Here is a 25,256-nt window from a genome sequence, read left to right on the forward strand (position 1 = left end):
TAACCCGTTGCGGCACTTTCGCTTCGGGTTTTTTTGTGTGCCTTTAATGGTCAATAAGTGAAAACGCTTCACAACTCGATTGATGAGTATCATATTTAGTTGAATAGGCAAATAGTAAGAGCGGTTTCATTTCGCTAGAATTAAAGCATACAAGAAATCAGTCGGGGGAGGAACAGATATGGCTCAGATATCCGTTGAAAGGGAACATGTTCCAAGACGGAAACGAAACAACATCCTGATCCGGTTTATACAACAGTGGGATATTCAATTGATGGTACTTCCAGCAATGCTGCTCATTTTCATCTTTAGCTACATTCCAATGTATGGCGTGCTAATGGCTTTTCAAGACTATAATCTCTTTGGAGGTATGGGTGAGAGTCCATGGGTAGGACTTAAGCACTTTCGGATGTTCTTCGAGTCTCCTGAATTTTTTAATGTCATGAGAAACACCATTGCCATCAGTCTTTTGAAATTCTTTATCGGGTTTCCAGCTCCGATCTTACTCGCTTTGATGCTGAATGAGATCCGGCATATGGCATTTAAACGAATTGTTCAAACTGTCAGCTATCTTCCGCATTTTCTATCATGGGTTATTGTGTCAGGTTTTGTAATGTCTCTCCTGTCCACAGATAACGGAAGTATCAATATACTGCTGCAAAAGTTCAATCTTATCGAAGATCCGGTAAGTTTTCTATCCATTCCTGAATACTTCTGGGGCATTCTGGTGACGACAGGGGTTTGGAAGGAAATCGGATTTGCTTCGATTGTATATCTGGCTGCCATTGCGGGTGTTGATCCGTCTATGTATGAAGCGGCTGATATGGACGGTGCAAGTAAGTTACGTCAGATTTTTACGATTACACTTCCGACGATTATGCCGGTTGTTATCATCTTTATGATTCTTGCGATCGGTAGCTTGCTTACTGCTGGTTTCGAAGACATTTTGCTCCTTGGTGTGAATCCGGTTCTCCGTGAGGTATCTGATGTTATTGATACATACGTTTATCGAGTCGGTATTCAGAATTCCCGTTTCTCATACGCTACCGCAGTCGGACTGTTCAAAGCCGTAATCAGCGTCGGGCTGTTGACCATAGCGAACTTCGTTGCACGTAAATCAGGAAACAGTCTATGGTAGTATTTAGGCCTCTAGTTGAAAGGAGCGAATTATCTTGGTACGTCTAAGTTTTGGAGACCGTCTAATGGTCATCATGATATATGTCATTCTGGCGTTGCTTGCATTCTCAACATTTTATCCGTTCTGGAATGCTGCGGTTATCTCATTTAACAAAGGTGCCGATACAGCGCTTGGCGGCATTACCTTCTGGCCCAGGGAATTTACATTGGAGAATTACAAAATTGTATTTAACGATGAACGCTTGCTGAACGGCTTTTATATTTCCGTGATGCGGACCGTTGTAGGTACAATTGCATCAATCATTACGACTGCGATCTTAGCTTATGGCATGACTAAAAAAGAGTTGATCGGCCGTAAATATTACATGATCTTGTGCATCATCACGATGTACTTCAGTGGTGGATTGATTCCGAGTTTCTTGTTGACCCGCAGCCTGGGATTAATGGATACCTTCTGGGTGTTTATCATACCGTCACTGGTTAGCGTCTGGAACATGATTATATTTAAAACCTTTTTTCAAGGACTTCCGGGTGGTTTGGAGGAGTCAGCCAAAATCGACGGATGCGGCAACTGGGGAACGTTCTTCCGGATCGTGCTTCCGCTTTCAGGTCCAGTCATCGCTACTTTGTCCTTATTTACAGCAGTTTACCATTGGAATGATTGGTTCTATCCGAGTATCTACATCAACAATGAAAATCTGTTGCCAATACAAACCATGCTAAAACAAATCCTCAATACGAATATTGTATCGGATCAGATCGGTAACCTGGATTCAGCGGCACAGGGCCAACTTCAAAAAATGCAGACTGTCACATCTAAGTCACTGTCGATGGCTACGATGATGATTGCCACATTGCCTATCATTATGGTATATCCTTTTGTTCAAAAATATTTTGTTAAAGGTGTATTGGTAGGTTCATTAAAAGAGTAGAGTTGCTTCATAATCGATGTTAAAAGCTAAAGCTTTAACATAAAACCATGGGCATGGCGAAAGGGGAAAAGAGAGATGAGGTTAAGAAAAAGAGCACTGACGTCAACAATGACGGCTTTGTTGGCAGGAGCAATGATACTTACCGGATGTGCTGGAGGTACTGGGGGAAAAACAGCAAGCGAAGGGGCTAAAGAACCTGAGAAGACAGAAACTCCAACAACAGAAAGCAAATACGTTGTAGGCCAAGACCCCTTGGATTTTACTTTATATGGTCATTATGATTGGTATACGATGCCTCAATGGGGTGGAGACGATGCCTCAAAGTACATCAAGGAAAATATGAAAGTTAACGTAACACCGATTCAATCCGGTGGTAACGCAGCCCAAAAATTCAATACGATGATCGCATCGAATTCATTGCCTGATATTATTTGGATGGACCGCGGCTCGGATGTAGAGAAGCTTCGCCAGGCCGGCTTGCTGGTTCCTTACGATGAGTATCTTGATAAATATCCGAATCTGAAAGAATGGCTCGGAGAAGCCGGGATTAATATGCTTCGTTCGGAAGACGGCAAACTGTATCAGTTCCCGAACTGGTATTCGAGCCAGCCGTACGGTAATGCCGGTTATGTTGTTAACAAAAAAATCTATACAGAACTGGGCTCTCCAAAATTGGAGACAACAGATGATTTATACAAGTACTTGGTAATGGTTAAAGAAAAGTATCCAAATGTAGTTCCGTTTGACCCACATTTAGCGAAAGACGGACAAGGACTGGACATATTGTATACTGCTTTTGCTGAAAATGCGCAAAGTCGCTGGATTGGTATTCGCGGCGTACCTCAAGGTGATAAACTGACTTCCATCTTTACGGATCCGATATTCCGGGAATCTATGCAGTATTCTGCTAAATTGTTCCGTGAAAAATTGATGTCCCAAGATGCGATGACACAAACCGCGGACCAGGTAAAAGAAAAGATGAATACGGGCAGAGTGGCTGTATATGCTTCTGCAAGTCCTACGGAAAATGCGATGAACGCTCATCCTTTGCTGACAGCTAACGACCCTGAAGCAGGTTACTTTATGATCTGGCCGATTCACAAAGAGGGACTTGATAAAAACAAAATCTTCCCGGGTACGTATACTCAGCTCGGATGGAACGTAAGCGTAATTACAAAATCAGCGAAAGATCCGGAAGCTCTCTTTGCTTTCCTCGACTGGTATACAAGTCCTGAAGGACAACGTATCCAGATGTGGGGACCTGAAGGAAAATATTGGGAAGGCCTTGAAGATGATGGCTTAACACCAAAGTTCACAGAACAATATACAACCGATGGAGAAGGTTTGGCTAAATTGCAAGCGATCACAACAAATATTCAGTGGACTGGTAACACGATTTATGTTGACCAAGCAAAAGCTAAATTCGAAAGCACTTTGCCGGAAGAACAGCGTAACTGGTCTACACGTTGGCAGCATGAAATTACATGGAAAACACAATCGAACGCTACAGAGTTCATCAATTTGGATCCAATGCCGGATAGTGAGGAAGGAATTATCCGTCAGCGTGTCGAAGATATTTACTTAGAGGCAAGAGCTAAAGCCCTTTATGCTAAAGATGATGCGGAAGTCATTTCCGTCCTGGATAAAGCAGAAGCAGATGCACAGACTGCTGGCTACGCAAAATTACTAGAATTTAAAACACAGAGATGGCAAGAAAATCTCAAAAAAATGGAAGGGAACTAATTATCGATTCCCTATCACCTACTGGGTATACTGCATTTGCAGTATACCCTTAGGGTTTTTTGCGAGGGGTGAATAAACTCATGTATAAAGTATTATTAGCTGACGATGAGATTTTGGATTTGGAAGGAATGAGGAGCTTCATACCTTGGGAGTCTCTGGGAATGTCTGTTGTAGATAGTGTGAATAACGGGTTTGCAGCCTGTGAAGTTCTAGAGAAACAGGAGATAGACATATTAGTAACGGATATACGGATGCCGAATATGACGGGGCTGGAGCTAGCCCAAAAAGCGCTTGAAACGCAAGAAGAAATACGTATTATATTTGTAAGCGGTTACCAAGACTTCGGTTACGTAAAGCAAGCCATAGCATTGAATGCTTGCAGTTATGTTCTGAAACCGATGGATGACAAAGAACTGATCGATGCGCTGAATAAAGTTCGCCGCGAGTTGGATAAAAGCAAGGAACATCAAATAACTGAACTTGCTTATCAGCAGATGGTGCCCATAGTCAAGAATCAGTATCTTCTTCAACTGTTGGAAAAACCTTATGAGGTTGTTCCTCTGGACGTCCTTAATAAAGAGTATCGACTGAATGAGATGGCATGGCCTGTGTGTGTAGCATTGCTGGAGATCGACGATGTATCTTGGCAGCTTAATCATTTAGAGGAGACCGACAAACGTAACATGGCAGATCATTTTTTTACACGATTGCATACACTTCTTGCGGAACAAGATATTCATCACGTGTGTACAGTTACAGATCATCGGACTGCCATACTTCTTGATGAAAGAAATGATAAGGCTATCGCAAGCAAGATCCTGGATCAATTGAAAGATGAATTTCCATTTACCGTAACCGTTGGGGTAAGCAACCCAATAAACGGGCTGCAGGACTTGCATCCGTCTTACCGTCAGGCTGTAGCGGCATTGGATTATAAGATGTTCCATGGAAAAGGAAAATGGATACCTTATGGGGATGTTCCTTCCGAAGATATAAAGGATGCTGAAAATTTATATATCCGGCTGGATTCATTGCTGAGCGCGATGACAAATTATGAGCTTGTACGTATCTATGACGAGCTGGATGCACTGCTGCTGCTGGCATCTAGCTTACGTTCTAAATTTACGATTCGAAATTTCGCAATGTATATTATCCTAAAGCTCGACGAGCATCTGCATACCATTAATGAGGACTTATTTAAAATATCAGGCATGGAACTACAGAACCTTGATGTTTTACTTCAGTTTGAGACGATTAATGATATTTTTTCATGGTTAAAGCGACTTGTTTTTGAAATATCGGAGCAGCTGCACAATCGGAAGCACTCCAAAAATGGACGTTTGATTCAAGAAATTATCGAGGATGTAAGGGGACGGCTTGATGAGAGCATTACCCTTCGGGATATAGCAAACCGATTTTCTTTTTCGCCCAATTATTTAGGGCTTCTCTTTAAAGAAGAGACGGGTCATAACTTTAGTGATTATGTGATTACGATGCGCATGGAGAAAGCCAGGGATTTGCTGCGAAGTACAAATCTCAAAATTTATGAAATCGCATCCCAAACGGGATATCAATATCTCCCTTATTTCAGTCGTCAGTTCAAGGAAACGTATGGAATGACCCCGCTGGAATACAGACGAAGTCTTTCATGATCGATAAGCAGGGGCGTGTGCAGCATGTGGACTAAAAACAAAATATCACAGATGCCGTTCGGGTATAAGTTAATGCTGTCTTACTGCATTCTCATCTTGATCCCGATTATTCTCATTGGCAACGTTGCCAACCGGATATACACGGAATCTATAAGAGAGCAGACCCGCAGCATTATTCAAGGGACTCTTCATCAGATGAAAAACAATATTGCATTTAAGATGGAGGATACGAAACGGATATCGGACATGCTTTATTTTGATTATCATCTTGCAAGAGTGCTCCGCCATTATGAAGAAGGCTGGTCCAGCTACGACTCAACAAAAAATGTACTTGTACCGAAATTTCAAACCGCAGTGGAGACGGCAAACCGGCGTATGTGGCTGTCTGTATACCTTAAAAATAATACAATCCCTGAAGTATATAACCTTTATGAGAATGTGAACCCGCTCGATACCAAAGCAAGGTTATACGATATTTATCAATACAAACGGTTAGTAGATAAAGAGTGGTATATCAATTTTCCATCAGATGAGGTGTATGGAACAACACTGCAATGGAGGCAAATTGAAGAAGACCGCAAATATGGCAATATCTCACTCCTTCGAAGAATTATAGATGTTGGCGGAGATAAGTATCCCTATGAAGAAATTGGATTTATGCGGATCAGCGTATCTCTTAAAGATTTGTTTGATGGCGTGGATTTTCAAAAAATAGGGGAAGGCACCACGATATATATTTCGGACCCCAGCAGCCATGTTATTGTATCATCAGGATCAGATGGTGTTTTGGAAGTTGCGGCATTAAACGAGCTAAGCAGGAACGAAGATGACCTTATTATCCGTGATAGCTTGCCAGGGTTAGATATGGAACTCGTGGCCATAATACCCGCAGATATCGTTGAAAAAGACTCCGTGAAAGTTCGGAATCTGACGTTGTTTATTGGTTTGGGATGTATTGTCATTTTCTTTTTCCTAAGTATTGTCGTATCCCGTTATTTCGGAAAAAGGGTATCAAAAATTGTGAAGGTTGTGGACTCTTTTCAGGAAGGGGAGTTTCATAAGCGGATCCACTTTAAAGGCAATGACGAATTCACAAAGATTGCTTCGGCTCTCAATGAGATGGGCAGTAATATCGGTAGACTGATCCGCGAGGTTTATTTGGCCGACCTGCAGAAAAAAGAGGCAGAGCTGGAGTCCCTTCATGCGCAAATAAATCCACACTTTTTATATAATACACTGTCTTCGATCAGCCGTCTGGCCAAGTTTGGAAAGCTGGAGAAGCTGCAGCGAATGGTGCTCGATCTGGCTAAGTTTTATCGTCTTTCCCTTAATGAGGGCAGGAATGTTATCCCTATAAAGAATGAACTGGAGCAGGTTCAGGCTTATATCGATATCCAAAAAATCAAATATGAAAGCCGGATGCAGGTACAGTACGATATTGCTCCAGAGCTTGTACGCTATGAGACGGTGAAGCTGATTCTACAGCCTTTCATCGAAAATGTGCTGGAACACGCCTGGATGGGGGACAACGTTTATATTAGAATCAGTGGACGCGTTACTGATGAGGGTCTAGAGTTTAAAATTATCGATAACGGTGTCGGCTTTCCACCTGGAATGATAAAGGATCTGACCGACGCCCAGGATTTGACGAATGCTGGCTACGGTATTAAAAATGTCGATCAGCGGATTAAGCTGCATTATGGCCAGCAATACGGAGTAACCCTGTTCAGTCGCCCCGGAATAGGGACGACGGTGAGAATTATAATTCCATTGGTTAAGCGCCAAGTAGCTGAGGGGCGAAAAAAAGATACTTTATAAACTTGATTAGATTTGATCCCTATTTGTCAGTCAGTGATTTAGGGTTGACGAGTAGGGATATTTTTAGTATATTTGCTTTATTGCATAAAAGCTTAAAAGCTTAAAAGCTAACAAGCGCGAAAGCGAATTTATCAAAATAATGATGAATGAAAAGATAAAAATTTAGAAAGAAGGCTGTATATATGATCGTCATTACATCTAATCAAATTCCAGAGGAACAATTTCGTCAAATTGTAGGAGAAATCGAGAAAGAAGGACTTCAAGTCCATGTCTCTAGAGGAGCTGACCACACAGTAATCGGTCTCATCGGCAGTGTGAATCCAAAACTTTCAGAGCATCTTCAGCAAATGAAGGGTGTAAAGAATGTTGTTAAGATCTCTAAATCCTATAAGCTGGCAAGCCGGGATTTCCATCCTGAAGACACGGTGATTGATATCAAAGGTGTCAAGATCGGAGGCGGCAATCTGGTTGTGATGGGCGGACCTTGTGCGGTAGAATCTGCAGAGCAGATTGATGAAATTGCCAAGTTGGTCAAAGCTGCTGGTGGTCAGGTACTTCGAGGAGGCGCATTTAAGCCTCGTACGGGACCATACAGCTTCCAAGGCATTGGAGTGGAAGGCCTTATTATGATGGCTGAAGCGGGAGAAAGACACGGCCTGCTCACGATTACCGAAGTCATGACACCGGAATATGTGGACATCTGCGCAGAATATGCTGACATTTTGCAAGTAGGAACCCGAAATATGCAAAATTTCGATCTGCTGCGGAAGCTGGGCACCTGTGGCAAGCCGGTGCTGCTGAAGCGCGGGTTCAGCTCAACTTATGATGAATTCCTCAATGCAGCAGAATACATTCTTGCAGGCGGTAATCCGAATGTAATGTTGTGTGAGCGCGGAATCCGAACATTCGAGACTTATACTCGTAATACACTTGATTTGTCTGCCATCCCTGCCCTGCAGCAGCTGAGTCATCTGCCGGTTATCTCTGACCCTAGTCATGGAACAGGCCGACGTGAGCTTGTTGAGCCTATGTCGAAGGCTTCGGTTGCAGCTGGAGCGGACGGACTTATCGTCGAAATGCATACCGATCCGGACAATTCCATGACTGGTGACGGTGTTCAATCTTTGTTCCCAGATCAGTTCGCGGAGCTGCTTAAAGACTTGGAGAAGCTTGCGCCTATCGTGGGGAAAACCTTTAACACCGATAAAGCTCCTGCTGCAGAATTCCAACGGGTATAAACCATACAGATCAATAAAAGCGTCTTTCTTAGGAAAGGCGTTTTTTTGTTTGTGTGTAAGCATATGTGTATTTCTATGTTAGGTTATATAACACAAATTTCGAAAATACCTTACATGAGCATTGACGTTACGCATTATCGCAGAATATAATGACTGAAAAGAAATCGATAAGTTATGAACATTCACTAGTGATACTATGTTTAATGTTCGGAAATTAGGAGGAAGAGACATGTCGGTAGAAAATGTAATGAAGATGATTCAAGAGAACAACATTGAATGGGTTGATTTTCGCTTTGTAGATTTGTCGGGACGTGTGCATCATATTTCGCTGCCGGCATCTGAAGTGGATGAAGAAACGTTTGTAAACGGAGTAGCCTTTGACGGTTCATCCATTGCAGGCTTCCGGGGAATTGAAGAATCAGATATGGTTATGATGCCGGATCCGGAATCTTGTTACATTGATCCTTTTACCGCGCATCCTACACTTAACATTATGAGCAATATTTATACACCAGATGGTGAAGCATATGAGCGTGATCCCCGCGGGATTGCAGCACGGGCAGAGCAATTTTTGCAGGATAGCGGCGTAGGTACGGCAGCGTTTTTCGCGCCAGAGTCTGAATTCTTCTTGTTTGACGATGTTCGTTATGAAAGCACGATGAACAGTTCCAGCTATGTTGTTGAATCAGAAGAAGCGGCATGGAACACCAACCGTAAAGAAGAGGGCGGTAACCTCGGATTCAAGATCGGAGTCAAAGGCGGGTATGTGCCAGTAGCTCCAGTTGACACACAGCAAGATATTCGCAGTGAAATGTGCCGCTTGCTGAACGAAGCTGGTCTTCGTGTAGAGCGTCATCACCATGAGGTAGCAACGGCAGGTCAGGCGGAGATTAACTTCCGTTTTGATACCCTCAAAAAAACAGCGGACAATCTGTTGATCTACAAGTACATTGTTCACAATACTGCACGTCAGTATGGTAAAACAGCTACCTTTATGCCAAAGCCGCTCTTTGGTGATAATGGCAGCGGAATGCATGTTCACCAGTCTATTTTCAATGGAGACACACCTCTCTTTTATAAAAAAGGAGCTTACGCGAACCTGAGCGAGATGGCAATGCATTATATTGGCGGAATTCTATATCATGCTCCAGCCCTGATCGCACTGACGAACCCTAGCACGAACTCCTTTAAGCGTCTTGTTCCAGGGTATGAGGCTCCGGTTAACCTTGTATTCTCCAAAGGTAACCGTTCGGCAGCGATTCGGATTCCGGTTGCGGCTGTAACGCCAAAGGGGTGTCGCATTGAGTTCCGTACTCCGGACTCCACAGCGAACCCGTATCTGGCCTTCTCCGCCATGCTGATGGCTGGCCTTGACGGTATTAAGCGTAAGATCGATCCTGTAGCACTGGGCTATGGTCCATTCGACAAGAACATTTACGAGCTGTCTGATGCTGAGAAGAAGGAAATCCGCAGCGTACCGGGCACACTGGATGAAGCGCTGGACGCATTGCAAGCTGACTATGAATTCTTGACTGAAGGCGGCGTGTTCACGAAGGAATTCCTCGATAACTTTATCGAATTGAAGCGCGGTGAAGCCAAAGCAGTATCCATCCGGGTACACCCGCACGAATATTCGCTCTACTACGATATTTAATACAAACATGTATGAACAGGAAAGACGCCTGCGGAATGAGATCGTAGGCGTCCTTTTTTTAGAGATAAGTAACTTATGTCAGTTAAATATTTTGATGATTAAACGTGGAATGTAGAATAAAACATCGGATACCAGGGTGATGATGTCGGCAAACCGTTCAAATTTGGTTCTTCCAAATTTCTTCATTTTTCCACCTCGTTTTTTGGGGGAATTTTACTTAAGTTTATCACAAAATTGATTGGCTGGGCTTTAAAAGAATATTTAGAAAATATTTATATTTATCCTTTTTATTCTAACTCGTATCTGTGTCTTTAAATAGAGAAAAAAGCACTTGCTGCACTTCCGGATTGTTGCTATGATAAGCGAAAATCTTTAGTGAGGTAGATAAAGAAAGGGTGGAGAGTCGTTTGAACAAAAGAGCTTATAATTTTAACGCAGGACCGGCCGCATTGCCGTTGGAAGTACTGGAGCGGGCACAGGCGGAATTTGTTGATTTTAGGGAGAGCGGCATGTCCATCATGGAAATGTCTCATCGTGGAGCTATTTATGAGTCGGTTCATAAGGAGGCGCAGGAGCGACTTTTAGCTCTGCTCGGCAATCCTGACGGTTACAAGGTCTTGTTTCTGCAAGGCGGAGCGAGCACCCAGTTCGCCATGATTCCGATGAACTTCCTTGGTCAGGGACAGCAAGCCAACTATGTGATGACTGGGAGCTGGGCTGATAAAGCTTACAAAGAAGCGAAGTTGATCGGCGAGACACATATCGCGGCATCATCTGAAGCTGACAATTACATGTCGCTACCAAAGCTGACTGATATTTCGTTATCTGACAATCCAGCTTACTTGCATATCACTTCCAATGAAACGATTGGAGGAACTCAGTTCAAGCAGTTCCCGGATACCGGATCTGTACCTCTGATTTGCGATATGTCCAGTGACATTTTGAGCCGGCCGTTTGATATGAAACAGTTCGCTATGGTGTATGCCGGAGCTCAGAAAAACCTAGGTCCATCCGGGGTAACCGTTGTGATTGCAAAAGAAGATATGATTACAAGCTCGCCGAAACATCTTCCAACGATGCTGCGTTACAGTACACATACAAGCAACGACTCGCTGTACAATACACCTCCATCTTTCGGGGTATATATGATTAATGAAGTTCTCAAATGGATTGAAGAGCGCGGCGGCTTAGAGGGAATACGTGACCTGAACCGGGAAAAAGCGGCACTTCTCTACGATATGATCGACGGAAGTGAAGGCTTCTATCGTGGCTGTGTGGACGCTAGCAGCCGTTCTGACATGAACGTCACGTTCCGTTTGGCATCGGAGGAGCTGGAAAAGGCATTCATTAAAGCTTCCGAGCAAGAAGGATTTGTTGGCCTGAAGGGCCACCGCAGTGTAGGGGGATTGCGTGCTTCGATTTATAACGCTGTTCCTTTGGAAAGCTGTAAAGCACTTGTTGATTTTATGGGACATTTTAAGCGGACTCACGGATAATATAAACCGAGGAACCTTCCGTTATGACGGAAGGTTCTTTTGTGTGATTGCGATGAAATCTGATTTTTAAGTTATAATAGAAGGAAATAGATGAAAAGGGTGGATTGTTACAACATGGCATTACACATCGTACTCGTTGAGCCTGAAATACCGGCCAATACGGGAAATATAGCTAGAACTTGCGCAGCAACCGGGACACATTTACACTTGGTGCGGCCGCTGGGCTTTAATACGGACGATAAAACACTGAAGCGTGCAGGACTTGATTACTGGTACGCTGTACACATCGAGTATCATGATTCATTCCAGGAGCTTAAGGAGCTGTATCCGGAGGGGCGATTCTTCTACGCATCAACCAAAGCGGATAAACGTTATACCGATATTTCCTTTCAAGATGGTGATTTCCTCGTTTTCGGTAAAGAAACGAAAGGACTTCCTCCCGAACTGCTGGCTGCGAATCCCGATCACTGCATCCGCATGCCGATGACGGACAAGGTACGTTCCTTGAACCTCTCCAATTCAGCAGCAATTGTCGTATTTGAGGCACTTCGTCAGCTGGGTTTTCCAGATATGAGTTAGGAATAATTGTACTGTTAGAAGCATTTTCTCAGACACGCTACCTATAGTGTTGTTCAATAAAAAGTAAAAAAACAAATAATTTCTTAAAAACTAGCAGGATTCGACAATCTTATATCGAACTATTATACTAGGCCCATTTTATCATATGACTGGGAATAATGCAGAAATTACTTGTTGAACGGAGAGGTGTATCATTGTTATGAAACCTGCTGGTGTTGTACGTAAGGTGGATCAGCTGGGGAGAATCGTCCTGCCCAAATCACTGCGCAAGAGATATCAAATGAACGAGGGCGATCCTGTTGAAATTTTAGTACAGGGTGACCATATTATTTTGGAACGCTATCGTCCTAAATGCGTATTTTGCGGATCCATGGATGGAGTAAGCGAGTTTAAAGAACGTTATATATGCGCACAATGCATGTCCGAGATGAACCAGCTTCCGAAACATGCTTAATGAAGTGCGATGGGGCGCCGCTATTGCGGTGCTTTTTTGTTTAGTTTGGGACAAAAGAAAAAGCTTCCCCGATTTGAGGAAGCCGCGCCTTACAGGCCTTTGGTTTTATCTTCATTGTACGATGCAGTCAAAATGCCGACCAAGTATAAGACAAGAACCAGAATAACGATCCAAAAGGTTAAAGAGAAAGACATTTAAGGCCACCTCCTGCTAAGCTATTTCTTATTATACCCAGCATTGGTGAAAAAATAAATGAGAATATGACGTATATCATAGATTTAGTGCGAATTACAGTTATTTAAAAAATAAAAAGTGCGTTGGCACGGGTCGAAGTCTTCCATCGGAAGGCTTATTCACAACTCTACCGTTCAGGATTAAGGAAGAGGAACCGCCACCGTCCAGATTATAGGCGTCTTTCACACCCAGGTTGTACAGCTTGTTTTGCAGCTCCTGTAAAGTTGCGCCTGATTTTCCGTTCTCATCATAACCTTCTGTCACGATAATGAGCAGTTGGTCGTCTTTATAGTTCGCGATGACGGTACGGGGAGCACGTGTTGGCGCCGTTTTCCATTTCTCGGGAATCGGCATTTTTTTGCCGTTCTTAATCAATACAGGAACGAATGTAGCCCCGAACTTGGGATCCAGCCGGTCAAGCTCTTCTTGGCTCCAGAATTTGCCGCCGATCAGTTGGCCGGATTGGTTAAGCCCCACGAAGGCCAAATCCTTAAAAGAGGGCTGAAATCCAGTTACATACTTACCGTCGATGAACGTTGTGCTTAAGGGGTGTCTGCCTCCGTTACCGTCAGCATAACCTCCTGCATTAATTCCGGCTACTGCACCATGGCGGTTAACCGCCTGTAACGTCGTTTCGGTGGAGCCGCTTTTTCCAGTGTCGTTTCCGAGTGACATAGCCATTGCGTTTGGATCCTTGAGCTTTACCTTCATGGCGTACCCGTGATACGATCCGGGATTTACTTTGAAGAGCTCGATGTTGATTCGGTCACTGCTGACTCTCTCCGTCGGGACACCCAGCTTGGCTGTAATCCTGCGGTTGTACACTCGTTCTGGCACTTCAGCCTGAGCCGTAGTAGCTTTAAGGATACTGCTCATGGCTGCCGTCGTTTGTTGATACAATCTGCCTGTTTTCTCAATGGAAGCAATGGTCTTGTCCACCGTGAGTGCAGCTTGATCCAGGCCTTGGACAATGTGGCCCGTTTCTTCCGATAACCCGGAGTCCGGGACATAAGCGGAAGTATCCAGCTCAAGACGTGGTGGTTCGGATAAAAGCCAAATGCAGAGCGTGGCGCCTATAAATGGCGCTAGGGCAAGCATGAACCACCGGTTGACCTGTTTGGGGGTCATGCGGGTCAACGTCTTCACTTTAACAGCTCCATTTTTCGTTCAAGCTTGTTAAGCTGCTGTTTTACTTCGTTCAACTGGCTGTACAGCTTATTGCTGTTGTCCGTCTTTCCGCTGGCCTGGTCCTTCGTAAACGTCAGTAGTTCATTGAAGGACTGCACCATACTCTGCATTTCGTTCATCTGCTGTGACAGCTCTGTGAAGCGGCTATCATATTGGGCCTTTAGGGCCGCCATCTCTCTTTGGGTATCCTGCTGCAGCTGCGCTACCATTTCTTTTTTTAAATGATTGCTGTATGAGTAGGCTCCAGCCACACCTAACGCGATAAATATGATCCAAAACATCCAAAACCATCGTGCCTTTGGTCCTTTACGGGGCGAAGCTTCCCGTGATGGATAAGGAGGTATTGTCTCTGTTTCCAGACCTGGCATCTCATCACTCCTTGCAATACCTATCATTTTTTCCAGTAATCATTCTATCATGGTAAAAATAATTTCGCAAAGACGAAAAAACATCTCTTAATAATCAAAAATAGATTGCTTATAACGAGGAAAGTGGGATACAATCTGTATAGATTTGATTATCTAAAGAGATACATATAAGTCGTTTGCCATGTTGTCCAGCCTGGGTCTAAGTCTCTAGGATTACTTTCATCTCACGTCCATTTCGAAAACATCCGGCGGGGCTATAGAGCGGCAAACAACGACATTTCGCGTTTTGTATATTTTGGGTGTTACAGCAGATTTCCTAAAAATGCTGTGCTTAACTCTACCAAGATTTTAGCTTGTTGAAATAGGGGGGTTAAAGGATCATGAATCAGGTTTGGCGAGTAGTTATTGTGGGAAGTCATCCTACGAGTATGCTGGGAACCAAATTGATTTTGGAAGAAGAGCAACAATTGAGTGTGCTAGGGATGGTTTCTTCCTCTCAGGAAGGAATCAGGATGGTAGGAGAAATTGTGCCTGACCTCGTTCTGCTGGATTACCGGCTTCCGGACACAACAGCTGAAACCGTGCTGGAACAGATGAAGCTTCTGTCACCGGAGTCCCATGTCATTATTATGACAGATAATGACGGACTTTCATTGCTTCAAGCATTAATCAGCCGGGGAGCGAGCGGACTTTTATCGAAACAGGCATCACCTTTCCAGCTTATGCACATGATCGCAGGTCTGCAGGAAGGTGTGACAACGCTGCCGCTGGAATGGGTTAAGCAGGGTATTTGGCCGCTGACTGCCTCGGCAATGTCTGAAGGAGGTCTTCCGCTTTCCGAGACGGAAACGTTCATCATGGAGCGAATCGTTCAGGGGATTACCTATGATAAAATCGCTCTTGAAATTGAAGTGAGCCGGCGTTCAATAGACAATTATCTTCGCAAAATTTATGTGAAGCTTGGTGTAAGCACAAGAGCCCAAGCTATTGAGAAGTACGCGCTATATACACACCAAGGACGTCAATTGTATGCTTAAATAGCGATGTAAGTTATAATCGTGAAAGACTAGGAATACCTTAAAGAGGCTGACTAGAATGAAACCGAGGATTTGAAAACGGTTAGAGGGAGGGATTTCGATGCAGTATTCCTTTGCTTCCCGTGCACAGACCCTACTGTCTTCCCCGCTGCGCAGTATTCGGGAACTTGCGAAGCGGGATTCTTTTATTTCCCTGGCGGAAGAGCTTCCTGCTGAAGAGCTATTCCCTCTGCCGTCGCTGGCTGAGGCCGCCAGCTCCGTACTTAACGCCGATCGGCGTTCGCTTCAGTACGGGGAAGCTGAAGGGTATGGTCCGCTGCGTGAATGGCTCAGTCGTGACTGGAGCCGTCGCAAGAAGCTGAACATGTCTCCGGAGCAAATATTGCTGACCACTGGAGCCCAGCAAGCACTGGATCTGCTGATCAGGGGGTATGTGGATCCTGGAGATAGTGTTCTTGTGGAAAATCCGACTTCACCGGGCCTGCTCCAAGTGCTTAGGCTGCAGGGGGCTCGTATCATTCCAGTGGAGGGAGATTGCAGCGGGATCTTACCTGATTCCCTGGAGGCTCTTATCGAGGCAAATCATCCGAAACTGCTGCTGGCCGCCCCTAACTTCACCAATCCGACAGGTGTGCTGTGGAGTCTGGAACGCCGTAAAGAAGTGCTTCGATTATGTGAAGCACATGATGTACTAATCGTTGAGGATGATTCGGTCGGGGATTTGTATTTTCCGCAAGGGGGAATATCACCTCCGCAGCTTCCATCGCTGATTTCACTGGAGGAGAAGCAAGGAGATCATGTTCTGTATGTCGGCTCTTTCAGTAAAACCGTTGCTCCAGCCCTCCGGACTGGGTGGGCAGCGGGAAATCGGCAGATTATTGAGATGATGACGGCGGTTAAACAAATGGCGGATTGGCAGTCCAGTCTGTTAAATCAGCGGCTGCTACACCATCTATTGCAGTCGAAGCATTTCAATTATAACGAGCATATCCTGATGCTAAACAGAGAGTACGGAACACGGCTGAAACTGATGGTTGAGCTGCTCAAACGGAACGCGTGGAAAGACGCGGCTTACGAGGTTCCATCTGGTGGTATGTTCCTGTGGGTGACTCTGCCAGCAGGGTTGAATGGAGAGGCGCTGCTGAGAGGCTCTTTGCTGAAGGGGGTTAGTTTCCTGCCCGGCTCCATGTGTTCACCGGGAGATGAGGCTAATGAATGCATACGTCTGAACTTTACCCATCCCGGAAGAGATGAGCTGCTCCTTGGCATGAACCTGATCAGTGAAGCGGTTATGGAATTTACCGCTCGCAGCTAGTCAACCATCTCAGGAAGCCTTAAATCATAAATAGGGGTTGTCTACGGTACCCAATGTATTGGATACCGTAAACAGCCCCTTTTTGTATGTTCAATGCATATGTAATGATCTTCATCATTTATTTGTGTATGAGGAATAAGGGATATGTCCAGAGATTGAAGAGGATTCAAGAACGGATGCATAGTCTTGTAATGCTTGTAAACCAGTCTTCGTAAGAATATAGCGTCCGCGTCCGACACGGTCGAACCATCCGTAATAATTGTGCTGAAGAATGGCGGCGGCGTTGCCGACTCCGGTTAAGTTCCTTATAGCGGCTGGTGTAACACCTAATTTGAGAGGGGGATCTGTCTTCGCTCTGCTCTTCTCCGAAAGCTGACTGAGCTCAGAGTCAGAGTAGGGCGCTTCTGTAAGCTTGTCTATAACGCTCAATTGCTGTATAGCCGCGGCAACGCGAAGTGCTTTTTCACGGTAGGCTGTAACGAGTTTGGCTCGGGTTACACCGCCCGTATTATAATCGCCGCTGCGCTCGCGAAATTCCACCAGTAATCTTTCACGTTTTCTTGGCGCTTTGCGGCCTGTATCGTTCCCTTCACCGGGCTCGCATAGTACTTCTACAAGCGGGGCTTTCGTCTTATAGAACGTAACTGTAATGAGTCCAAGGCCGAGCTTGCGGCATAAGCTGCTTAGCTCCGACCAGCGCTGGTTAACGGCCCCTTTTTTAGCCCGGCTCTTTTCTACGGCCAAGTATACGAGAGGGCTCATCTTGAGACGTTCCAGGCCCTGCAGCAGAAGTGCAAGGTTGAATGTTTTTTTCATTTCTACGATCAGCGGCTCATCCAAGCTGTCTTTCATGCCGACCATATCACAATTACGTACTTCGGCTTTGATGTTAAATCCGTGCAGCTCAAAAAAAGTTTTCAATGGAGCGTACAGCTCGGATTCATGTTTTATCGCCATGGCTTTCTCCTTTGTAATTAACATGTCAGAAAGCGCCTGCGGCACTCTATTCCATCAGTATAACATGCCGGGAACGGATGTGCGTATGTACAGGTGTCAGCACCCATATTCGTAGAAAAAGGAAGCTCTTTAGTTCGAAAACTGGTCAACTATTCCGAGTACGCCGCATAGGTATGTAATACACTTTTTCGGTGGTTGAATGGTTAACGACACGAGTGGAATGGAAGCCAATCCTCATAATCAGAGTCATAGGAGGTAGCGGTATGGATATTTTCGAACGCATAGCATCGTATCGGGCAGAGAGCGATCGTCTGGCGTGGAGCGGCACATTCAGGGAATATATCGATATAATTAAGAAGGATCCTTCTCCCGCCATGACCGCGCATGCGCGTGTATACGACATGATCGAGTCTTATGGATTTGAGGAGAGTGGAGGCCGGAAAAAATACAAATTTTTTGAACAGGAAATATTTGGTCTAGATCGGGCGGTTGAAAAGCTTGTAGAAGAGTACTTTCATTCCGCTGCCCGTAGGCTGGATGTCCGTAAACGGATATTGCTGCTGATGGGCCCAGTCAGCGGTGGTAAATCAACGCTTGTCACGCTCTTGAAGCGCGGGCTTGAGAAGCATTCACGTACAGAAAGGGGAGCTGTATACGCAATATCCGGATGCCCTATGCATGAAGAACCTCTGCATCTGATACCGCTCGAGCTGAGGCCTGAAGTGGAGAAACAGCTCGGCGTCCGCATTGAAGGGAATCTATGCCCTTCCTGCCAAATGCGGCTAAAAACGGAGTATGGCGGTGATATAGAGTCGGTGATGGTGGAACGCGTGCTCATTTCGGAGGAGGGCCGGACGGGTATCGGTACATTTAGCCCTTCTGATCCGAAGTCTCAGGACATCGCAGATTTGACAGGTAGTATCGATTTCTCCACCATTACCGAATATGGCTCGGAATCTGATCCACGTGCATACCGTTTTGATGGTGAACTGAACAAAGCGAACCGGGGATTGATGGAATTTCAGGAAATGCTGAAATGTGATGAAAAGTTTCTGTGGAATCTGCTCTCCTTGACCCAAGAAGGCAACTTCAAGGCAGGCCGGTTTGCGCTCATAAGTGCGGATGAACTTATTGTCGCCCACACGAACGAAACGGAATATAAAGCTTTTATTGCGAACAAGAAAAATGAGGCGCTCCAATCCCGGATGATCGTTATGCCAATTCCGTATAACCTGAGAGTGAGTGACGAGGAGAAAATATACGATAAACTGATTGGACAAAGCGATATGAAGCATATTCATATTGCACCTCATGCACTGCGATCGGCCGCTATTTTTTCCATATTGACACGCCTTAAGGAAACTAAAAAGCAAGGCATGGACCTGATCAAAAAAATGCGCATGTATGATGGAGAAGAAGTAGAAGGTTACAAGGAAGCCGATTTGAAGGAGATGCAGAGCGAGTATTTGGAAGAAGGCATGTCCGGCGTCGATCCCCGATATGTCATCAACCGAATTTCGAGTGCTTTGATCAAACAGGATCTTCAGTGCATTAATGCGCTGGATATGCTACGTGCGATTAAGGACGGATTGGATCAGCATGCCTCTATTACGAAGGAAGAACGGGACAAATATTTGAATTTTATTTCTGCTGCACGCAAGGAATACGATGATCTCGCCAAAAAAGAAGTTCAGAAGGCGTTTGTGTATTCTTTCGAGGAATCTGCTAAAACGTTGTTTGAGAACTACCTCGATAATATCGAAGCGTTCTGTAACTGGAGCAAAATTCGTGATCCGCTTACCGATGAGGAGATGGATCCGGATGAAAGGCTGATGCGCTCCATTGAGGAGCAGATCGGGGTATCAGAGAATGCGAAAAAAGCTTTCCGCGAGGAGATCATGATTCGGATATCCGCATACTCCCGTAAGGGAAAAAAATTCGAGTATCACAATCATGAACGTCTGCGTGAAGCCATTGAGAAAAAGCTGTTTACGGACCTGAAAGATATTGTAAAAATCACCACTTCAACCAAAACTCCGGACGCTGTACAGCTCAAGCGAATCAATGAGGTAAGCTCCCGTTTGATTGAGGAGCATGGCTATTGCCCGGTATGCGCGAATGAGCTACTGCGGTACGTGGGAAGCCTACTGAACAGATAATGACAAATAGGAAAGCAGGGGCTGTCCCAAAAGGTCCATTGACCTGGGACGCCCCGTTGTCTGTTGTGAGACGCTTCGCGTACAAATCATTCCTCCAATCGCTGTTGCCCCCAAATTTCACAAATTGTTTTTTTACGGAAGAAATTCGGGGACAAAGGCGCGTATGCTTTCGATGCGAGCTTTCCTTTGGAAAGCTTTTACCGCTGCCGCTTTTCCGGAATCGCTTCGTCCTCTCCGCTGCTTCGTGCATACTCATTCAAAAATACATAAACAAAGAAACCGCCCTTTGGTAGAATGGGAGTGTCTAGCAACCATCTAAAAAAGGAGCGGTTTCTTTTGTACATTCAATATACCATGGATCAACTCTGTCTGCCAATGGACTTGGAAGAAGACATTCCTCAAAATCATCTTGTTCGCGTCGTGAATGCTGCCGTGGATCGACTAGACGACAACATCTTCGCATCGGCTTATCCCGGTGGTGGCCGAGATAGCTATCACCCCAAGATGCTGACTAAAGTCATTATTTACGCGTACACCCAGCGGATATACTCCTCTCGTCAAATCGCTAAGGCGGTTCGTGAAAACGTCATGTTCATGTGGATTGCAGGAAGACAACGGCCGGATTTCCGTACCATTAACCGATTCCGTTCCAAACGAATGAAAGAGGTGTTGGATTTACCGCCGTTCTTCAGTTTCTGGCTGAAGAGAATTACGTGAGCCTGGAGCATTACTTTGTTGACGGCACCAAAATCGAAGCAAATGCCAACCGCTATACCTTTGTATGGGGGAAAGCGGTAGCCAAATACAAGGCGAAGCTGCAGGAGAAAGTGAAGATGCTATTTGCAACGATCGAAGAGGCAGAAAAACAAGAAGATCGGGAGCATTGCGGTCAGGATCTTAGCGAATTAAGCCAAACCGCAGAAAGTACAAGTGAAAAACTGGATACCGCGATCAAACAACTGGAAGAAAGATTGCAAATGAAACCAAAGGACAAGCCACTTAAGAAAGCGATTCGAGCACTCCGAAAGGACCTGCTGCCTCATCTACGGAAATATGAAGAATACGAAGGTATTTTAGGGGATCGTAATAGTTTTAGTAAGACCGACAAAGATGCGACGTTCATGCGAATGAAAGAAGATCACATGCGAAACGGTCAACTTAAGCCCGGTTACAATGTACAGATCGGTACAGAACATCAATTCATTATCGGTTACAGCCTTCACCAACGCCCGACGGATACACGATGCTTGAAGCCACATTTAGAGAAAGTGAAAGCGACACTTGGAAAGCTGCCGGGAACGGTCATCGCAGACGCTGGATGAGGAGGGGCTGAACGTAGATATGACAGAAAGACTCAAGGGCAGCAGGGGGAGGAAATTTTCTCACTGCACTTAGTATAAACAGTTACTCAGAAAGGCGCGCTATTTTTTATGGGAAAATGGAGAATAAATTTAATTTTAGACATAAAATAAGCGGAAATATTCTTCCTCAAATGTGAGTTGTCTGATATGATGAATATAACGATTTATTCACATTTTTGGGAGTTGGTAGGTTGTATGAAGCACACACAGAAACTAATTAATTCCACTAACACGTATTATTGATCTCTAGTATTTATTCTTCCTTGACGAAGGCGGAGAAGAAAGTTGCCGATGCTGTACAGAGCAATCCTGAGGAAGCGGTACTGGCTACAGTGACAGATTTAGCGGAACGAGCAGGTGTAGGAGAAACGTCTGTTATTCGATTTTGCCGGGCTTTAGGGTTAAACGTGGAAATTCAACATGATTCACAAATCATAGCATAAGAGGAATACCCCATAATTATTGTTGGAGGTGATGCATATAAGAAATTGGGCAAAAAAAATAGAATCGTAGATGAGATAAGTTGTATATAAGAGGGAGTGCTTGGGAAGCTGTTTTTTCATGATCAATATGGGGAGGTACGATAATGAGATTAAAGAATACGCTGTCTTTCTTCTTATGTTTTGTTCTCATTTTTTCAGGAATGACGTTGAGTGTGTCGGCCGATGAAACCATCACGGCGAAAGCTTCAAATGGCAACACCATCAGCATTACAGCAGTGAATCGAGCTATTGGAGCTTCAGATGAAATGATTTTGTTTACGCGAGAAAACAGTAGTAAGCTCACAGATTCGAACCCTTACGCGGCTGCCGCAGTCGTGGACTACCATGAAGGTACTTACAGCGTTACGGACGTCACTTATCGTGAAGGTGCTGTACCAATACCGACGAATGGCTTTGTACTGTTTGGTCACGGATCGAGTGAACAGTGGATTAAAGACAATATGAGTCCGGGAGACCCGGTTGAGATTGTTGGCTACACGCTACCTGTACCGGTAGTCGGAGGTCCACAGCTCATCACAGAGCAGGGCACCATACCGATCGACGTTGTAGATCAGGATCAACCGACCAACACCATTGCGGTCTATACACGTCATTTTGGTGAGATGACAAGACCATTCTCTGAAGATACCGTTCAATATATCATCACCAATGATGTGTCAGTCGTGAAAAGCACATATGATGTTCATGGTCAGAGTGGAACCTACATTCCTGCGAACGGTTATGTCATTTCGGCTTCTGGCAACGCTGCGTCATCCTTGAATTTGGTGGTGGGGCAGTCCGTACAAGCGATTAACGTAGATATTCCTATTCTGCCTAGCAAATATTTGAAAGTGAATGGTATTGCGGTAGGCATTGATAAAATAAATGGACCACGTGGAGCGGGAGAAGTGGTGTTGTACCAGCCTACTTATGGCGCAACCACCAATCAGAATGCTTGGGGAATGGAGCTTACAGTTGTTGGCAATAAGGTAACCAACGTCGTGGCGATTGCAAACGATCCCAACACAGGGGCTTATCTTGATAACAACTCCTCCATTCCATCGGATGGATATGTACTGTCGATTCAATCGGCAAGTCCATTCTATAACCAACTAGCGGGTCAAGTGCGTATTGGTGCAGAGGTTGAGCTCGTGACGGATAGTTTAATTTACCAAGCCGCTAGAACCTCGTTTGATGCATTTAATCCGAAAGTAAAAGAAGATAATCCCGGAGGCTGGGACAATGTTGACAATGTGCCTTATCCAGGATTTCGTGGATTGGATCAGTTGATCGTCTATGATCATAATTATGGCGATGAGACTGGCACGAACCCATGGGGCAATGAAGTGATTGTTAATGCGGACGGATATGTGACGAACAATGGCGGGAACAACAGTAAAATTCCTGAAGGCGGCTATGTATTATCCGGTCATGGGGTTAAAAACACATGGTTAAAGAATAACGCACTGGTCGGAGCCAAATTGAGTCTAGATTTTGCTAAAAAACAAGTGTTGGTTATTTTTACGCCGGAATCTTACTTAGATAAAGCATCGATAAGTATCGATAGCGCAGAGAAGGCGCTCCAGTTATCCAAGAATCAATTTATGGATGTGCCTTATGCCGATATTGAACAGGAGATCGTAGAAGCGAAGGCCGTTTATGAATTGGCTAAACAGCGACTAAATGAAAGCGGTACCAACGGATTAATGGATTTACTGAATGACTTGGATCAGAAAGTTACGGATGCAAGCTATATGAATTTTGAATCTCCGAAAGTACAAACTCGAGGTCTCTGGATGCGGCCGAAGGAGAAGAACTTGGAGCAGGTTCGAGATCATGTGAAGAAAATCAAAGAGACCGGTATCAATGCCATCTATCTGGAAACGTGGTGGGATGGATATACCACTTGGCCAACGTCTTTGCCAGATACCGAATTAAATCCTTTGTATGAGGGCTTTGATGTACTTGGAGCATTCATTGAGGAAGGCAAGAAACAGGGGATTGAAATTCATGCCTGGGTGGAGAACTTCTTTGTCGGCGGACCGGTTGTGGTGAATCATCCCGATTGGCTTTTGATAAGCAGAAAAGGTATTGATTATGAAGAAGGCAGTCACAACGCCAAGTGGTATTGGCTTAATCCAGCACTCCCGCAAGCTAGAGATTTCGTTGCTTCTGTATACGATGAACTCGTCACGAAATATGACATTGCTTCACTGCATTTGGATTATGCGAGGTATCCAGGGTCCGGAGATTACACGAATGATTTTGGTTACGATACGTATACCCGCAATTTGTTCAGCGAGCAATATGGCGTTGATCCGCTTGACCTTCATCCAGGAGATCGCTACTGGGATGAATGGCTACAATTCCGTGCGGACATTATCAATACCTGGGTCGTTCGGGTAGTTGACGAGGCGCATCAAATCAAACCAAAGTTACAAATTACAACTGCGGTATGGCCGAACTATGAAGAAGCACCGAAATCGCACGCACAAGAAGCGAAATACTGGTTAGATCATAATTTGATTGATCACTTGTTCCATATGTCATATGCGCCGGGTTCGGAATTAACGGTAACTGACTTGAGAAACTCGATGGCATTAGCAGGGGACAATGCATTCGTCTCATCGGGTCTAGATACGTTCCAAGGCAATCCTACATCGGCTGTTGTGGATCAAATTACCGAAGCGACAAAGAATGATGGAGCTGGAGCCGCATTATTTGAATTTGAAGGACTATTTTTTAATTATAAGTATGACAAGTTGCTGAAGATTGGGGTGTATCGTAATCAAGCAATTTTGCCTCAATATGATACGACCAAGCCTCTAGCGACCGTGATGGAAGAGATGATCCGTAAAATCAATGAGATTTACGTTCCCTTCCAAGGGATGAGCCATAAAGAGGGCGAGAAACTAATACAGAAACTTGAATCCGCTGTAAAGGTTCTAAATGTGAATCCCAATATGACGGATGAGACTGCAAGTGACATGAAACAAAAGATCGACAGCATAAGCAAACTTCTTGCAAGCAACTCGATTAATACAGAAGTAAAGAATCGAATGAAGCATGATTTGGACTATGGCAGTAAAATGATAAACATCTATTTCTCCAAAACAGCAAAAACGCAATTAAGTAAATTGAAGGTGAGCTCGGGGAAGAAGTTAATGAAGTTAACGCCTTCCTTCACACCATCGACGTATGATTACAGTGTAAAGGTCGGTCATTCGTTTACACAGGTAGACATTACGGCGAGTACAAGCAATCAGAATTCAGTTATTTCCGTGGGTGGCAAGCCTGTTGAGAATGATTCGGTCATTCCCGTACAACTAAAAGTGGGATCGAATCTGGTTACGTTACAAGTGAAGTCCGAAGATGGACTAATTAAAAACTACACGGTGACGATTCAACGCGCTGGTAATGAAAAAGTGAACCACGAAGAATAACGACAGAGTTGA

Annotated in this window: 17 protein-coding genes and 2 pseudogenes; 16 read left to right on the plus strand and 3 right to left on the minus strand. The window is 44.7% G+C overall.

All coding sequences use genetic code 11. The features are described from left to right. Positions 1 to 178 precede the first annotated feature (178 nt). The 10 genes from AC2TF5_RS05965 (at position 179) to AC2TF5_RS06010 (ending at position 12,700) form a co-directional block, all read left to right on the plus strand. Entirely contained in the window at positions 179 to 1,135 is a 957-nt protein-coding gene (locus AC2TF5_RS05965; RefSeq protein WP_491301290.1) for an ABC transporter permease, read from the plus strand. Positions 1,136 to 1,169: 34 nt separating this feature from the next. Next, positions 1,170 to 2,066, plus strand: coding sequence for a carbohydrate ABC transporter permease (locus tag AC2TF5_RS05970; protein ID WP_491301291.1), 897 nt, complete (start codon positions 1,170 to 1,172; stop codon positions 2,064 to 2,066). Positions 2,067 to 2,141: 75 nt separating this feature from the next. Next, positions 2,142 to 3,809, plus strand: a complete 1,668-nt coding sequence (locus AC2TF5_RS05975; RefSeq protein WP_491301292.1) for an extracellular solute-binding protein — start codon at positions 2,142 to 2,144, stop codon at positions 3,807 to 3,809. An 80-nt stretch (positions 3,810 to 3,889) separates the two neighbouring features. After that, complete coding sequence (locus AC2TF5_RS05980; protein WP_491301293.1) at positions 3,890 to 5,461, plus strand: response regulator; 1,572 nt, start codon at positions 3,890 to 3,892, stop codon at positions 5,459 to 5,461. Positions 5,462 to 5,485: 24 nt separating this feature from the next. After that, positions 5,486 to 7,279: a sensor histidine kinase gene (locus AC2TF5_RS05985; RefSeq protein ID WP_491301294.1), complete on the plus strand. Its 1,794-nt coding sequence runs from the start codon at positions 5,486 to 5,488 to the stop codon at positions 7,277 to 7,279. A 182-nt stretch (positions 7,280 to 7,461) separates the two neighbouring features. Beyond that, positions 7,462 to 8,517 (plus strand): 3-deoxy-7-phosphoheptulonate synthase, encoded by a 1,056-nt coding sequence (aroF, locus tag AC2TF5_RS05990; RefSeq protein ID WP_491301295.1) that lies wholly within the window; start codon positions 7,462 to 7,464, stop codon positions 8,515 to 8,517. 229 nt (positions 8,518 to 8,746) lie between these two features. After that, positions 8,747 to 10,171, plus strand: coding sequence for a type I glutamate--ammonia ligase (gene glnA, locus AC2TF5_RS05995; RefSeq protein WP_491301296.1), 1,425 nt, complete (start codon positions 8,747 to 8,749; stop codon positions 10,169 to 10,171). A gap of 407 nt (positions 10,172 to 10,578) precedes the next feature. Continuing rightward, on the plus strand, positions 10,579 to 11,667 hold the full coding sequence (serC, locus tag AC2TF5_RS06000; RefSeq protein WP_491301297.1) for a 3-phosphoserine/phosphohydroxythreonine transaminase: 1,089 nt from the start codon (positions 10,579 to 10,581) through the stop codon (positions 11,665 to 11,667). 114 nt (positions 11,668 to 11,781) lie between these two features. After that, positions 11,782 to 12,246 (plus strand): tRNA (uridine(34)/cytosine(34)/5-carboxymethylaminomethyluridine(34)-2'-O)-methyltransferase TrmL, encoded by a 465-nt coding sequence (gene trmL, locus AC2TF5_RS06005; protein WP_491301298.1) that lies wholly within the window; start codon positions 11,782 to 11,784, stop codon positions 12,244 to 12,246. Positions 12,247 to 12,445: 199 nt separating this feature from the next. Next, the gene (locus AC2TF5_RS06010) at positions 12,446 to 12,700 is read left to right on the plus strand and encodes an AbrB/MazE/SpoVT family DNA-binding domain-containing protein (protein ID WP_491301299.1); all 255 of its coding nucleotides are present in this window, start codon (positions 12,446 to 12,448) and stop codon (positions 12,698 to 12,700) included. A gap of 294 nt (positions 12,701 to 12,994) precedes the next feature. Here AC2TF5_RS06010 and AC2TF5_RS06015 read toward each other — a convergent pair whose 3' ends face one another. Then, a complete protein-coding gene (locus tag AC2TF5_RS06015) occupies positions 12,995 to 14,062 on the minus strand; it encodes a phosphodiester glycosidase family protein (RefSeq protein WP_491302821.1) in 1,068 nt (355 codons plus the stop codon). Positions 14,063 to 14,076: 14 nt separating this feature from the next. After that, entirely contained in the window at positions 14,077 to 14,490 is a 414-nt protein-coding gene (locus AC2TF5_RS06020; protein ID WP_491301300.1) for a hypothetical protein, read from the minus strand. 380 nt (positions 14,491 to 14,870) lie between these two features. Here AC2TF5_RS06020 and AC2TF5_RS06025 point away from each other — a divergent pair, with 380 nt between their 5' ends. Further along, positions 14,871 to 15,527 carry a response regulator gene (locus tag AC2TF5_RS06025; protein WP_491301301.1) on the plus strand — a complete coding sequence of 219 codons (657 nt, stop codon included), beginning with the start codon at positions 14,871 to 14,873 and terminating at the stop codon, positions 15,525 to 15,527. Positions 15,528 to 15,627: 100 nt separating this feature from the next. Then, complete coding sequence (locus tag AC2TF5_RS06030; RefSeq protein WP_491301302.1) at positions 15,628 to 16,842, plus strand: aminotransferase-like domain-containing protein; 1,215 nt, start codon at positions 15,628 to 15,630, stop codon at positions 16,840 to 16,842. A 114-nt stretch (positions 16,843 to 16,956) separates the two neighbouring features. Here the strand turns inward: AC2TF5_RS06030 and AC2TF5_RS06035 are convergent, their stop codons facing one another. After that, positions 16,957 to 17,799, minus strand: a complete 843-nt coding sequence (locus AC2TF5_RS06035) for a DUF2161 family putative PD-(D/E)XK-type phosphodiesterase (RefSeq protein ID WP_491301303.1) — start codon at positions 17,797 to 17,799, stop codon at positions 16,957 to 16,959. A gap of 263 nt (positions 17,800 to 18,062) precedes the next feature. On the opposite strand from AC2TF5_RS06035, the gene AC2TF5_RS06040 reads away from it, so the two are divergent. From AC2TF5_RS06040 to AC2TF5_RS06055, 4 genes and pseudogenes are all read left to right on the plus strand, one after another. Continuing rightward, positions 18,063 to 19,958, plus strand: a complete 1,896-nt coding sequence (locus tag AC2TF5_RS06040) for a PrkA family serine protein kinase (RefSeq protein ID WP_491301304.1) — start codon at positions 18,063 to 18,065, stop codon at positions 19,956 to 19,958. 336 nt (positions 19,959 to 20,294) lie between these two features. Next, positions 20,295 to 21,277 (plus strand): annotated as a pseudogene (locus AC2TF5_RS06045) (IS1182 family transposase); the annotation flags it as partial. Between the two features lie 281 nt (positions 21,278 to 21,558). Then, positions 21,559 to 21,720 (plus strand): annotated as a pseudogene (locus AC2TF5_RS06050) (MurR/RpiR family transcriptional regulator); the annotation flags it as partial. A 185-nt stretch (positions 21,721 to 21,905) separates the two neighbouring features. Continuing rightward, positions 21,906 to 25,244, plus strand: coding sequence for a family 10 glycosylhydrolase (locus AC2TF5_RS06055; protein WP_491301305.1), 3,339 nt, complete (start codon positions 21,906 to 21,908; stop codon positions 25,242 to 25,244). The last annotated feature ends 12 nt before the right edge of the window (positions 25,245 to 25,256 follow it).

The sequence above is a fragment of the Paenibacillus sp. JNUCC 34 genome, from assembly GCF_058269055.1.

What these genes read in the sequence shown, in the direction of transcription:
- AC2TF5_RS05965 (WP_491301290.1), top strand. Translation starts at nt 179, where the DNA reads ATGGCTCAGATATCCGTTGAAAGGGAACATGTTCCAAGACGGAAACGA.
- AC2TF5_RS05975 (WP_491301292.1), top strand. Translation starts at nt 2,142, where the DNA reads ATGAGGTTAAGAAAAAGAGCACTGACGTCAACAATGACGGCTTTGTTG.
- AC2TF5_RS05980 (WP_491301293.1), top strand. Translation starts at nt 3,890, where the DNA reads ATGTATAAAGTATTATTAGCTGACGATGAGATTTTGGATTTGGAAGGA.
- AC2TF5_RS05985 (WP_491301294.1), top strand. Translation starts at nt 5,486, where the DNA reads ATGTGGACTAAAAACAAAATATCACAGATGCCGTTCGGGTATAAGTTA.
- aroF (WP_491301295.1), top strand. Translation starts at nt 7,462, where the DNA reads ATGATCGTCATTACATCTAATCAAATTCCAGAGGAACAATTTCGTCAA.
- glnA (WP_491301296.1), top strand. Translation starts at nt 8,747, where the DNA reads ATGTCGGTAGAAAATGTAATGAAGATGATTCAAGAGAACAACATTGAA.
- trmL (WP_491301298.1), top strand. Translation starts at nt 11,782, where the DNA reads ATGGCATTACACATCGTACTCGTTGAGCCTGAAATACCGGCCAATACG.
- AC2TF5_RS06010 (WP_491301299.1), top strand. Translation starts at nt 12,446, where the DNA reads ATGAAACCTGCTGGTGTTGTACGTAAGGTGGATCAGCTGGGGAGAATC.
- AC2TF5_RS06015 (WP_491302821.1), bottom strand. Translation starts at nt 14,062, where the DNA reads ATGACCCCCAAACAGGTCAACCGGTGGTTCATGCTTGCCCTAGCGCCA.
- AC2TF5_RS06020 (WP_491301300.1), bottom strand. Translation starts at nt 14,490, where the DNA reads ATGCCAGGTCTGGAAACAGAGACAATACCTCCTTATCCATCACGGGAA.
- AC2TF5_RS06025 (WP_491301301.1), top strand. Translation starts at nt 14,871, where the DNA reads ATGAATCAGGTTTGGCGAGTAGTTATTGTGGGAAGTCATCCTACGAGT.
- AC2TF5_RS06030 (WP_491301302.1), top strand. Translation starts at nt 15,628, where the DNA reads ATGCAGTATTCCTTTGCTTCCCGTGCACAGACCCTACTGTCTTCCCCG.
- AC2TF5_RS06035 (WP_491301303.1), bottom strand. Translation starts at nt 17,799, where the DNA reads ATGGCGATAAAACATGAATCCGAGCTGTACGCTCCATTGAAAACTTTT.
- AC2TF5_RS06040 (WP_491301304.1), top strand. Translation starts at nt 18,063, where the DNA reads ATGGATATTTTCGAACGCATAGCATCGTATCGGGCAGAGAGCGATCGT.
- AC2TF5_RS06055 (WP_491301305.1), top strand. Translation starts at nt 21,906, where the DNA reads ATGAGATTAAAGAATACGCTGTCTTTCTTCTTATGTTTTGTTCTCATT.